Source organism: Planktothrix serta PCC 8927, from assembly GCF_900010725.2.
Taxonomy (GTDB): Bacteria; Cyanobacteriota; Cyanobacteriia; order Cyanobacteriales; family Microcoleaceae; genus Planktothrix; species Planktothrix serta.
The window spans coordinates 359760-372299 of record NZ_LR734878.1 but is presented as its reverse complement, the minus strand read 5'-3'; the positions used below and the strand labels follow the sequence as shown (position 1 = coordinate 372299).

Below are 12540 nucleotides of genomic sequence, written 5' to 3'. Positions count from 1 at the left end.
AAATAGGACTTGATGTTGGTATTGAGTCGTTTTACACAGACTCCAATGGATATCAAGAAGTTAATCCTAAGTTTTTGAGAAAAGCTGAACAATCCATTAAAAAATCTCAGAAACAAATCTATAAAAAGGTTAAGGGTTCATCGGGGAGACGGAAAGCTAGAAAGGTTTACAGTAGAAAACACTTAAAAGTAAGTAGACAACGGATTGAACACGCCAAGAGAATTGCGCGTAACGTATGCAAGTCAAACGACTTAGTAGCCTACGAAGATTTAAGTGTGAGAAATTTGGTTAAAAACCATTGTTTGGCTAAATCAATTAGCGATGCTAGTTGGTATTTGTTCAGAAAATGGATAGAATATTTTGCAGCTAAATTCGATAAATTAGCAATTCCGGTTGCACCCCATTACACTTCACAGAAATGTTCTAATTGTGGGGTAATAGTGAAAAAATCTCTATCAACTCGCACCCATGTTTGTAACTGTGGATGTGAGTTGCATAGAGATACAAATGCTGCAATTAATATTCTTAATCTTGGTAAACAAACTAGGGGAGGGCATCCCCAAAGTAACGCTAATGGACTGGAAACCTCTATTCTGCTTGGGGAAACCCTGGTCGAGCAAGTATCCAGGTTGAAGTTAGAATCTCAGTGTCTTCAGACCTGAGAGTGTCAAAATGACACTATCTGTCAATTTTTTCCATTCTATTTTCTAAAAACTACTAATTCCGCCGCTAAAAAGTCAATAAATTGCCGCGCTGTCCGTCCTGAACGTCCATTATGGCGAGTAGCCCATTGTAAAGCCCGAAACTGCAAATCTTCAGGACTGAGATCAATTCCGGCTTGACTGGCTAAATGTTGAACCATATTCAGATAAGTATTTTGATCCGCAGGTTCAAAGGTTAATGTTAAACCAAAGCGATCGCTAAAGGATAATTTTTCCTGTACCGTATCCCAAACATGAACCTCATCTTGATCTTTCGGTGAAGGTCGATCTTCAAAATATTCTCGGATTAAATGACGACGATTAGAAGTTGCATAAACGACTACATTTTGAGGACGTGCTGTTAAATTTCCTTCTAATACTACTTTCAACGCTTTAAAAGCATCGTCATCTTCTTCAAAGGATAAATCATCAACAAAAATAATAAATTTTTGAGGCACACCTCGCAACTGTTCCACCACCAAAGGTAAGTCGTTTAAATGGGATTTTGCCACCTCAATTAAGCGTAAACTCCGATCGCTATATTGATGCAGTAACGCTTTAATTAAAGAAGATTTACCCGTTCCCCGACTCCCATATAATAAAACATTTAAAGCTGGATATCCTGCTAATAAGATTTCTGTATTTTTTAATAAAATATCTCGTTGGGTTTCATATCCAACTAACTGGCTTAAATGCACGGGATCAGGATAATCAATTTTAACTAACTGGCTTTTGTGCCACCGAAATGCCTCAGCAGCAGCAAATAAACCAATGCCAAATTTGTGATAATGATCGGCTAAACTTTCGAGGGCTTCTGACCAATTTTCTAAGGTTACTAACTGACTTCGTAAGGGCAATTCTTCAATTTTTCCTAAGGGCTTTACTTGGGGTTGCCAAATAATCGGATTTTCCGATAACTGCGCTACTGTTCGCAGCCAAGATCCTACTTTTTCACCATTACATTGATAGAGCGTTTGGAGGATTTTTAAATCCTGTTTTGCTGCCTCAACTAACACCGGGGACAATTGTTGAAATGGGATTTGTTGGGCTTGCTGAGTAAAGGGATTATCCGCGCGTAAAATTTGGGTGATTAAATGTTCTTGCCAACTTTGTCGATGTTTAGCTTGGACTTTAAACCAAGTTCCATAAGCTTTTAAACAATTTAAAATACTAGCTTCACTCTGATGAAATGTTTCTAAAAGATTCAAAAATTCTTGCCCAATTTCATCATTGAAAATATCTTGATATAACAGTAAAGTTGCGACCTGACGCTGTAAGAACCTAACTTGCGAACTAATTGAGCTATTGAGAGAAGACATAGGAATAAGTTAACTATTGACTTTCCATTTTACCAAAATTTGACGAATTCAATAACTAAGTTTCGCCGAAGTTACCCAATTTTCCTGAAGAAATCACTCTATAGCAGTCCTAAATAGGTTGTAATATTTTATCGTAGGGGTAATGTCCTTCCAAACCCAGGCGCAAAGAGGGTTTGGAGGGACATCACCCCTACAAAACTTTTTCACAAATCCTACACGGATTGCTATATATAAATTTTTACAACTTTAAATTTTAATTTTTGATACAATTTAGAACAATTGTTAATCTATCTATCCCATAAGGTTGTATAAAAGAAGTTTGTAATTGTTTGATCAAAAGGAGTAATGATGAATTTAGGAATAATTGCTGCGATCGCCTACGGCTTATTAGCTATTGTCGGTGGGATTATAGGTTATACTAAAGCCAAAAGTAAGATTTCTCTATTTGCAGGTTGTTCGACGGGAATTTTACTAATTTTAGGCGGGATTATCCAAATTCAAGGGATAAGTTGGGGATTAATCTTCTCGATTGTTATGTCGGTTTTTCTGATTATTACCTTTATTTCTCGTTTACTCAAAACGGGTAAATTTATGCCATCTGGATTAATGATTATTGCGGGTTTTATAGCCGTTGCTATGATGGGATATCAACTACAAACTGTGTTATAGCAGGGAACAGGGAACAGGGAACAGGGAACAGGGAACACCGCAGAAAAAGAGGGACAAAAGTTTAGATTTTAGCATCACTCTATGTTTTAACACCCCAGGCGCGACTGCTATATCATCGCTATATCATCAAATTATTGCCAATATTGATCAAATTTTCTAGTCGGGGAAGGACGGGAATATAAGCCTAATAAGGGGCCCAGAATTGCACCGAAAATAAATCCGCCAGCGTGTGCCCAATAGGCGACACCGCCTTCCTGCATTCCTACATTAGCAGGAACACCTAACGAAATAAATCCATTAAAAGCTTGTTGAAAAAACCAGAATCCTAGGAAGAAAATAGCGGGAACTCGAATCGTATAGAAAAAGAATCCTAATGGTATTAAGGTTAAAATTTTCGCTTGGGGAAACTTGAGAATATAAGCTCCCATCACCCCAGCAATGGCTCCACTTGCTCCTAAAGAAGGAATGGAAGATTGAGGAGAGAAAAACCATTGAGTCAAAACCGCTAAAGCTCCACAGAGAAGATAAAAGATTAAAAATTTAATATGTCCTAATTGCTGCTCAATATTATTGCCAAAAACCCATAAAAATAACAGATTAAAACCAAGGTGCATAAATCCTGCATGAAGAAATTGAGAGGAAATTAAAGTCAAAGGTTCCGGTACGGATTGACCCACCGCCACCCCCTCAAAAGTGGCTGTAAGTTGATTCGGAATTACTGCATATAACTGAAAAAATTGCTCCAATTGAGTTTGAGTTAAACTTAACTCGTAGAAAAAAACCAATACATTAATAATAATTAATATATAAGTGACAATTGGTGTGATTTGAATCGGATTTTCATCTTTTAAAGGAACCATTGATCTTTTCCTAATCTGAAGGGAATAGGGAGAAAAACAATCAACAGTCAACAGTCAACAATCAACTGTCAACTGTTAACTTTGAATTAAACGTATTTACATTACACTCGCCGCCACTCCTTTTTTACCCGCATTAACTCGTCTACCATCGGATTCTACAGAATCCCCTTCTATAAAGGAACGTAACATCCATGCCATTTGTTCATGTTGCTCCATTAATCCGGTTAAGAAATCGGCTGTTCCCGCATCCCGAAATTCTTCCGCACATTGATCAATTTGTTCACGAAGATTGCGAATAATTTGCTCATGATCATTCACTAATCGTTTAACCATTTCTGTTGTACTTGGAAGGTCGCCTGCGTGTTCTTGAATCGAGGCTAGTTTTAAAAATCCTTCCGCCGTACCCACGGGATAACCGCCTAACATCCGAACTCGTTCCGCCGTTGCATCTATACTTTCGGTTAAGGCTTCATAATGTTCTTCCCAGAGTTGATGTAGGGTACGAAATTGAGGCCCAACCACATCCCAATGGTATTTTTTAGTTTTGATCAACAGCAAATATAGATCGGCTACATCTGCATTTAATAACTCGATAACGCCTTGGAGTTGATCTTCGGTTAAACCTATATTCAAATTGGGCATAATATTAAACCGCCTGTTTAATCCGTAAATGTCTTTTCTATTCAAACAAGTTTTGTTTATTTTAAACATCTATCTTGTGAGATAACTCTAGGAGTTTAAGGGTTTTATCTCCTCAAATTTTTCTGAAATCTATCTAAAGATAGACTTCAGAAATAAGTTAATTCTCAATAATTCCAGGAGAATAACCGATCCCAACAAACTCTACAAAACAGGGTTAATTCATCTTAAACTGGCTAATCCGTCGGAAGATAGATGGAAGAATTTAGAAAAATTTATTACAGTATGAAAAGTTGATAAATGCTGTTTTGAATATTGAATTTATTCTGAAGACAGTTAAGCCATTTAATTTTTTGGAGATCAATAATTATGAGCGCTGAACAAAAAGGAAAAGCTACCCTCAAAAACGTTGAAGGAAAAGTCCAAGAAGCGGCAGGAAATATTACGGGCGATCCTAAAGATCAAGCCGAAGGAAAAATGAAGCAAGCTGAAGCTTCTACAAAGCACGCCGTTGAAGATACTAAAGATGGGGTAAAAAAAGAGATCGATAAACATTAATGAATAAGTTTTCAATTGTTGAGCAGTTGAACACTGAAAGATGATGTTTTGTCTAGGTAACTGAGCGAGTTACCTAGACATTTTTCGTATAATATTCAAGTTACTTTCGACACAGTTCTATTGGTTCTATTGATTTAATACAATTCTGCTTTGTTAGGGTTATTGATGAGTCTAACCTAATCCTAATCTATTTTCCTCTGCCCGGTTTTTGCTGATTCAGGAGTGTTACACTCATTACATCCCAAACCTGTTGAGTTGTGCTAAGGTATTTTTTAGATTCGCAGACACTCTTTTCTTTTTTTCTGTAAATCTAATAAAATTAGACTGACAGTTATACAATAGATTCAGCTAAAGTGTAGAAACTTGGGTCAAAATCAAGTCGATAGACTTGAACTGTATGTTAGCCCCCGTTTTCCCTTTTTTATTCATTCTTGAGCCTACAGTTGTGATTTTATACTTCATTTTAACCAGTTTAGTCTTAGTTGCTTTCGGATGGGCTTGGCAACAAAGACAATTAGCCTTGGGCTGGAAAACGAACTTCACTGAATTACAGTCAATGGTAGAACAAATTGACTGTATGGTCATAGGTTTATCCCTAGATTACCGAATTCAAGAATGGAATTCTAGCGCGGCAAAACGTTATGGATGGCAACGTCATGAAGTTTGGGGTAAAAATTACTTAGCGTTATGTGTTCCTCCCTCTATACAGGAAGAAGTAGCAATACTTTATAACTATGTTTTAACGACCCAAAAATCGATTCAGTTACAACAGTTGCTTCCTACTTATAACGGACAGGAAGAATTAATTTATTGGAATATTAATCCTTGGTTAAACCCCCAAGGTAAAATTATTGGTTTACTGCTCAATGGTTATGCAGAAGATCCCAACTCCCTTTGGGAAAATGGGGCTATTTCCATTAGGCAACTCATTTCCCAGCTGCCCACAGCAATTGCTATTTTTGATTCTCAAATGCGCTATTTAGCCTATTCTCAAGCTTGGCTTTCTCAATATAACTTAGAAGGTCAATTGATTTTAGGAAAAAGCCATTATGATCTGTTTCCTGATTTAAAATCCGAGTGGAAAACGGCTTATCAACAAGTGCTCCAGGGTGAAACCATTTCCGAATTAGAAGATATTTGGGAACGGCAGGATGGAACTAAAATTCTGCAAAGTTGGGCGATGCAACCTTGGTATAAAAAACCCGGTGAAATCGGGGGGATTATTTTAGTCACAACACCCATTAGTCAACTGATTGAACAGCGAGAAGCAGCACTACAATCGGCGGAATATCAATCCCACTTTCTCGCCCAAATGAGTCATGAAATTCGCACCCCGATGAACGGGGTTTTGGGAATGGTTGAATTACTCTTAGAAACTCAACTCACCTCCCAACAACGAGACTATACTTCAACAATTTATTGCAGCGCTCAACATTTATTGACCGTGATTAATGAAATTTTAGATTTTTCTAAACTTGAAGCCGGAGAAGCGCGTTTAGAAACGGTTGATTTTGATTTAGATAGCTGTATTGAAACTGTCCTGGATTTATTAACGATAAAAGCCGAAGAAAAAAACTTAGAACTCATTGTCTTAATTGATAACCCTTTACCCCGAAAGCTAAAGGGAGATCCCCTACGCCTACATCAAATTCTCCTGAATTTTATTAGTAATGCGATTAAATTTACCGAAATGGGTAACATTATTTTAACAATTAAAATATTAGCGGACTATGCTGATACAATTAAAGTTAAGTTCTCGGTCAAAGATACCGGAATTGGCATTTCTACGGAATTCCAGTCTCAGATTTTTAAACCCTTTTCCCCGGCTAGTTCTACTACCAATCGTCAATATGGAGGAACGGGTTTAGGACTTTCGATCTGCCGACATTTGGTTGAGATGATGGGGGGAGAAATAGGGTTTGAGAGTTGTTTAGGTGAAGGTTCTAACTTCTGGTTTAACGTAGAATTTTCTAAAGCTGAAACCTTGATTTCAAACCGAGTTCCAGAGTTGGAACAGGTGAAATTATTAGTGGTTGATAGCAATCCTTTAGTTCGTCAATCTGTTTGTTCCTTTGCTCAAAGTTGGGGAATTGAGGTAGATGAAGTTGAGGATGGTAATACGGCTTTAACGGTTTGGAAAACTTCTATCCAACAGGGTCATCCTTATCAGGTAATTTTAATTGATTTACCCTTATTAAATCGAGAGGGCGTTAAATTAGTTCGGGCTTTACATGACTATCAGGGAGAAACCCCGACAAAAATGATTTTAATGAGTAAAATTAATCAACGCGATCGCGCCGAACAAGTGATTAATTTAGGGGATTATAGTTACCTATTAAAACCCGTTGCGCCCTTACGTTTTTTACAAAGCTTAGTGGTTACTCTAAATCTTAAATCTCCCGCTATTTTAACTCGTTTACATCAATGGCAACACCAAACTCATCGCCTAGAAACTTTTCATACCAGAGAACACCACTTTAACCCCCAAGCTCATCCCCTAAAAATCCTGCTCGCCGAAGATGATCCCATCAATCAAAAAGTGATTTTGAGCCAACTCAAACTTTTGGGTTATGAGGCTGATTTAGTTAATAATGGACAAACCGTTTTAGAGCGATTAACCTATAATAATTACGATATCATTCTCATGGACTGTCAAATGCCAATTTTAGATGGCTATCAAGCAACTCAACGCTTACGTCAGCATCCTGAAATTAGCCAGCGACAACCGATCGTCATCGCCCTCACAGCAAGTGCTATGTCTTCAGATCGAGAACGTTGTATAGAAGCCGGAATGGATGATTATGTGAGTAAACCCGTAGAATTGAATGCTCTCGGAAAAATATTGCAGCGCTGGAGTTATTCTCGACTCTCAGCCCCTAATTCTAAACCTTCCTTTCTACATTCGGTGAATTCGGCCGATCTACAACCTGCTTTTGTACCTGACACCTCTACCTTAGAATCAAGTCCTATGAGCACCTTAACAATCGCTGAAATTCCTGTCAATTTAGAACGTCTAAATCGTTTATTCAAAGGAAATCTTCAACTTCAACAAAGACTACTCTATTTATTCATAGAACAAGCTCAATTGCGAATTCAGACCTTGGAGCAAGCGATTATCAATCAAGATTTTACGAGCATCAAACAACAAGCTCATGCCTTGAAGGGATCAAGTGCAACGGCGGGAATCTTAGAAATACCTGAAATCGCTAAACAACTTGAAGATCTCGCTCTTCAACAAAATATAGAAGGTACAACAGAATTAGTCAAGAAATTACAACAGCATTTGAGCCGAGTTCAAGTTTTTGTTCAAGAGGAACTTTCCTGAAAATCGACCTAAAATTGATCAAATTCCATCCCTTACGCTGATTTTTCCCTGAATGTCGAACTCAGTTGATGTTCAGTCTTTTTTTGTTGAAGTTGGAGCATAAAACTCACTTGATTTAGAAGTTCATCAATATCAATCGGTTTGTAAATTACGCCATTTGCTTCCCCTTTTGATTCCTGTCTAACTTCAAAAAAACTACAAGCTGTCATCATTAAAATAGGAATAAAAGGTAAGTCGCTATTTTGGCGAATTCTGTGAATCACATCATAGCCACTTAAACCGGGCATCATCAAATCTACAACCATGACATCGGGAGGAGATTCTTTTACCTGATCTAAAGCAATGTAGCCATTCTCAGCACATCTAACGCTATAGCCCGCTCCCTGTAAAACCGCTTCTACTAAGAACAAAATATCAAGAGAATCATCAACCACTAGAATGGACTTGGATTGCCAGTAATTAAAATTTGACCTGCTACACATAAAATCAAACTTGTAAAGACATGAGTTTATCAATTTAACTTCATCGTTTTACCTATCGTAAACGAAAACCACAATCCCTGCTATCTGTCTTACGATGTAAATCGAGACTTTTTGTTTTTAAAAGATTAACAAACTAAACGAAAAAAACTTGATCAATATGATCAGGTTTTCTCGTTATTTTGATGATTTTCTTGATTTTATCCTTGATTCCTTGGTTCTCGTTAAATTTAGGAACTTTATTTTGAGTCTGGAGATACTTAGTGAACTACCCAACACCCATCTGAGTACAGATAGGGTGTGGGCTTCCCAATTCAATGGGGACTGCCTCGGACTTCATGGATTTTTTACGTCCTGAAGACTTTGGTCTTACATCCCCTCCAAGGGCAGCAGCGCTAGTTCCTAACGCCAACAGTCGCAAACCTTCATTTTTAATATTTATAGCAGCATTGATGTCTCTATCATGCTGTTTCTGGCAGTGTGGACAATCTACAAACCTTACACCCAATGAATCATAACCATGCTGCAATATTGGGATTGGTAGTAGAGTTTCACTACAAAGTTGAGAAGATGGGAAGAAACGACCAATTTCTTGATAAGTATGACCAAATCTCTCAGCTTTGTATTTAAGCAGGGTTAGAAACATCCCCCATCCTTGGTCACTAATAGCTTTTGCCAAGTTGGGATTTTTAACCATATTCTTAACTGCCAAATCTTCTACACAAATAACTTGGTTTTCGTATGCTATTTTGCGAGATAGCTTGTGTAGAAAGTCTTCACGGACTCTAGCTATTTTACTAGATACTATAACATAACCCCCCTAAACGTTGTCAACTATTCACTTCCTGCGATTAAATGTACCTTGTGGTAGAGGCAGCTAGGAGGCAGGATCGTTTATATTGTGGATGATCACTCAATTCAATCAAAGCCCAAGATTTAAGCTCTGATTGTTCAGTTCACTTTTGTCCTATTTTCAGAAACTTTAAGCAATGAAAGCTTTTTCAAATTCTGAACAAAGGATGGAAATAGTGCTTTTATACCCTCAACGGATAAAAATTGTTAAGATTGGAGTTTTATGTCCAATTATAAAAAGATTTTTTGAGGATATAATTCAAACAAACTGATAGCATTATTTGGGCATTAATTAAAATCAATGCTTTAAATACTCTTGGGTAAATCATAAAAAATTTAAGGATGAAAATGGTAAATTTATGTTTTGAACAAAATTAATTAATCGAGTAAAAAATAAAAATATTTGTATCAAACTTGGCATTTCTAATATTATTTTTGCCGATCTCATTAACTTAGGGTTTAATGGGATTTTTAACATATTAATTTCCTATTTATAAGACGCATAAAAGATAAATTTATTAGATTAAATTAATATTTTTAATGCCTGATGTTATAGATTTTATCAAATTAATTTGAAAACCGAATAAATCCTAATTTTTTTGCAATTAACTCGCCCATTGAATTCATAAATATATTTTATTATTTCAGAAAAGTTTAACAACACAATAAATTATATTAAACTGAAATAAAGTTAGAATAAAGGGTGATTTTTAATATCTTAATTGGTTTTAAAATTAAAACTATTTTAAAAACCCCTCATTCTAACTCTAACTAACGCAGAAAAATCTACTCAATCCAACCTGAACGCAAAGCTCGAACCGCAGCTTGAGTACGATCATCGGCACAGAGCTTATTCAAAATACTGCGAACATGAGTTTTAACAGTTCCCACAGTAATATAAAGTTTTTCAGCAATTTCAGCGTTACTTCGTCCGGCAACAATTAACTCTAAAACCTCTAATTCCCGTTCGGTTAAAGGACAAGATTGCAGAAATTCTTGATATTCAGGTTCTACCGCATTGATCATTACCGTTTTCTGATCAGAAGGAGCCGGAATATCCGGTTGTTTTTTCTTCGCTTGTTTCAAAACAGTCCGGGCAATTACCGGATCAATCCAAGAATTTCCTTCATAGGTTGTATTGATCGCATCCTTGAGTTTATCAATACTAACATCCTTGACACTATAAGAATCTGCACCTGCTGCAAAAGCACCAATCACAGCATCATCATTATCGTGCATGGTCAGAATCAAAACTTTTGTTTCCCGGACACCACCCCCAGCAATATATTGTTTGAATTTTTGAGTTAATTCAATCCCATCCATATCCGGTAAACCAATATCAATAATGGCAATATCCGGCTGAGTTTGTTTGAGAATTTCTAAACCACTCTTTCCATTAGCTGCCTCCCCAACAACCTTAATATTAGTTTCCTGTTGTAGGGCAGTTCGCAACCCTACCCGTGTCAAATCATGGTCTTCTACAAGGACAACACGAATTTCACTCATGATCAATTTTCCTTAGATATCTCTTTGCCTTTATTATTGGCAAATTTTTTGTTAAAATCAACAAGAAATGCGATCGACAAGACTCATCTTCTCACTCACTTGGCTTAAAAAACACTTTTCTCAAAATCATGCCCCTTGATCTTGCCCCCCCTTCAAAATCTAATGATCGGATTCTGGCTGTTGATGATTCTCCTGATAACCTATTTTTGATTGAAGCAATTTTGGCGGAAGAAGGATACGAAGTTGCCTGTAAGTCCGATGGAAGTTCAGCTTTGGCTGCTATTGAAACCGACCCTCCTGATTTAGTCTTATTGGATGTGATGATGCCGGGGATTGATGGTTACGAAGTCACTCGACGAATTCGGACAAATCCCCATCTTCCCTTTATTCCAATTTTGCTAATTACGGCGCACGATCATTCCAGTGTGGTCGAGGGATTAGATGCTGGTGCGGATGACTTTATTCGCAAGCCTGTTGAAGTTGATGAACTCCTGGCACGGGTGCGATCGCTACTTCGACTTAAACATAGCATTGATCAACAGATGGCAATGTCTCGCCAAAGGGAGGATTTTGTGTCTCGTTTGACCCATGATTTACGAACTCCTCTAGTGGCGGCAGATCGGATGTTAAATCTATTTTTGCAAGGAGTATTAGGAGATATCCCTCCCACGATGCAGGCAGCCATCACATCGATGATTAACAGTAACCAAAACCTATTACAAATGGTGAATACTTTACTGGAGGTTTATCGATATGAAGCGGGCCGTAAAACCTTAACCTTTTCCTCTTTTGATTTCGGTAAATTAATTCAAGAGGTGCTCCAAGAACTCACTCCTCTAAGTCAAGATAAAGAATTATCGATTAAGTTTAACCCCGCTAAGGATTGTCTGGCGGATTCACCGATTATTATTGGCGATCCCTTAGAAATCCGACGAGTTGTTACGAATTTAGTCGGAAATGCGATTAAATTTACAGATATGGGTGCAGTAGAAATTCGTTTACATCGAATCGAGGCTCTCCTTGATCCGAACAATCAATCCGAGAAAGGGGTAATTTTAGAAGTCGAAGATAGTGGAATTGGGATGTCTCCCGAAGATCAAGCCATCATCTTTGAACGCTTCCGCCAAGGCAATAATAAACGCTCTGGCAGTGGTTTAGGATTACACTTGGTTTCCCGAATTGTAGAAGCTCACAGAGGCACCATTCAAGTTCAATCCCAAATCGGTCAGGGTAGTCTATTCACCGTTTATTTACCCGTAAATCCAGAAGAAAGTTGTTGACTGTTGACTGTTGGCTGTTGACGGGCGAGGAGGGACATAAGGAGTGTCAACTTAAGCCGAAAACCTCTGAATTATAGTCCAGATTAGATCCCCCTAAATCCCCCTTAAAAAGGGGGACTTTAATCTCCTGTTCCCCCCTTTTCAAGGGGGGTTAGGGGGGATCTAGGACACTTAAAAAAATCAACGAACTTTTGGTTTTTCAACCTACTTTTAGCCTTAAAGTTGACACCAATGGAGGAGGGACACAAGCCCCTACCCTCCCCAATTCCCTGTTCCCTGTTCCCTGTTCCCTGTTCCCTGTTCCCTACTCTAAAACAACTTACTGATGACGGGTGACAGTCTTTGACCTATA

At 37.7% G+C, this 12540-nt stretch carries 11 protein-coding genes; 5 read left to right on the top strand and 6 right to left on the bottom strand.

Annotated features, from left to right (window positions below; genetic code table 11):
- Positions 1-662, top strand: a 662-nt coding sequence (locus PL8927_RS21145; protein ID WP_156093269.1) for an RNA-guided endonuclease InsQ/TnpB family protein, incomplete at its 5' end; no start/stop codon positions are given.
- 38 nt (positions 663-700) lie between these two features.
- Here the strand turns inward: PL8927_RS21145 and PL8927_RS21140 are convergent.
- On the bottom strand, positions 701-2020 hold the full coding sequence (locus tag PL8927_RS21140; RefSeq protein WP_083625414.1) for an ATP-binding protein: 1320 nt from the start codon (positions 2018-2020) through the stop codon (positions 701-703).
- 348 nt (positions 2021-2368) lie between these two features.
- Here PL8927_RS21140 and PL8927_RS21135 point away from each other — a divergent pair, with 348 nt between their 5' ends.
- Positions 2369-2689, top strand: a complete 321-nt coding sequence (locus tag PL8927_RS21135) for a TMEM14 family protein (RefSeq protein ID WP_083625413.1) — start codon at positions 2369-2371, stop codon at positions 2687-2689.
- A 131-nt stretch (positions 2690-2820) separates the two neighbouring features.
- Here the strand turns inward: PL8927_RS21135 and PL8927_RS21130 are convergent, their stop codons facing one another.
- Positions 2821-3549 carry a rhomboid family intramembrane serine protease gene (locus tag PL8927_RS21130; protein ID WP_083625412.1) on the bottom strand — a complete coding sequence of 243 codons (729 nt, stop codon included), beginning with the start codon at positions 3547-3549 and terminating at the stop codon, positions 2821-2823.
- A 96-nt stretch (positions 3550-3645) separates the two neighbouring features.
- A complete protein-coding gene (locus PL8927_RS21125) occupies positions 3646-4191 on the bottom strand; it encodes a Dps family protein (RefSeq protein ID WP_083625411.1) in 546 nt (181 codons plus the stop codon).
- Positions 4192-4557: 366 nt separating this feature from the next.
- Here PL8927_RS21125 and PL8927_RS21120 point away from each other — a divergent pair, with 366 nt between their 5' ends.
- Both PL8927_RS21120 and PL8927_RS21115 read left to right on the top strand, forming a co-directional pair.
- Positions 4558-4746 (top strand): CsbD family protein, encoded by a 189-nt coding sequence (locus PL8927_RS21120; RefSeq protein ID WP_083625410.1) that lies wholly within the window; start codon positions 4558-4560, stop codon positions 4744-4746.
- A gap of 445 nt (positions 4747-5191) precedes the next feature.
- Positions 5192-8071: a hybrid sensor histidine kinase/response regulator gene (locus PL8927_RS21115; protein WP_197047504.1), complete on the top strand. Its 2880-nt coding sequence runs from the start codon at positions 5192-5194 to the stop codon at positions 8069-8071.
- 32 nt (positions 8072-8103) lie between these two features.
- Here the strand turns inward: PL8927_RS21115 and PL8927_RS21110 are convergent, their stop codons facing one another.
- From PL8927_RS21110 to PL8927_RS21100, 3 genes are all read right to left on the bottom strand, one after another.
- Positions 8104-8505, bottom strand: a complete 402-nt coding sequence (locus PL8927_RS21110; RefSeq protein WP_231506092.1) for a response regulator — start codon at positions 8503-8505, stop codon at positions 8104-8106.
- Positions 8506-8818: 313 nt separating this feature from the next.
- A complete protein-coding gene (locus tag PL8927_RS21105) occupies positions 8819-9343 on the bottom strand; it encodes an RNA-guided endonuclease TnpB family protein (RefSeq protein ID WP_407947428.1) in 525 nt (174 codons plus the stop codon).
- An 845-nt stretch (positions 9344-10188) separates the two neighbouring features.
- The gene (locus tag PL8927_RS21100) at positions 10189-10908 is read right to left on the bottom strand and encodes a response regulator transcription factor (protein WP_083625407.1); all 720 of its coding nucleotides are present in this window, start codon (positions 10906-10908) and stop codon (positions 10189-10191) included.
- Between the two features lie 128 nt (positions 10909-11036).
- Here PL8927_RS21100 and PL8927_RS21095 point away from each other — a divergent pair, with 128 nt between their 5' ends.
- Entirely contained in the window at positions 11037-12188 is a 1152-nt protein-coding gene (locus PL8927_RS21095) for a sensor histidine kinase (RefSeq protein ID WP_083625406.1), read from the top strand.
- Positions 12189-12540 lie beyond the last annotated feature (352 nt).

Coding starts and splice junctions, on each gene's coding strand:
- PL8927_RS21135 (WP_083625413.1), top strand. CDS start 2,369: ATGAATTTAGGAATAATTGCTGCGATCGCCTACGGCTTATTAGCTATT.
- PL8927_RS21125 (WP_083625411.1), bottom strand. CDS start 4,191: ATGCCCAATTTGAATATAGGTTTAACCGAAGATCAACTCCAAGGCGTT.
- PL8927_RS21120 (WP_083625410.1), top strand. CDS start 4,558: ATGAGCGCTGAACAAAAAGGAAAAGCTACCCTCAAAAACGTTGAAGGA.
- PL8927_RS21100 (WP_083625407.1), bottom strand. CDS start 10,908: ATGAGTGAAATTCGTGTTGTCCTTGTAGAAGACCATGATTTGACACGG.
- PL8927_RS21095 (WP_083625406.1), top strand. CDS start 11,037: ATGCCCCTTGATCTTGCCCCCCCTTCAAAATCTAATGATCGGATTCTG.
- PL8927_RS21130 (WP_083625412.1), bottom strand. CDS start 3,549: ATGGTTCCTTTAAAAGATGAAAATCCGATTCAAATCACACCAATTGTC.
- PL8927_RS21140 (WP_083625414.1), bottom strand. CDS start 2,020: ATGTCTTCTCTCAATAGCTCAATTAGTTCGCAAGTTAGGTTCTTACAG.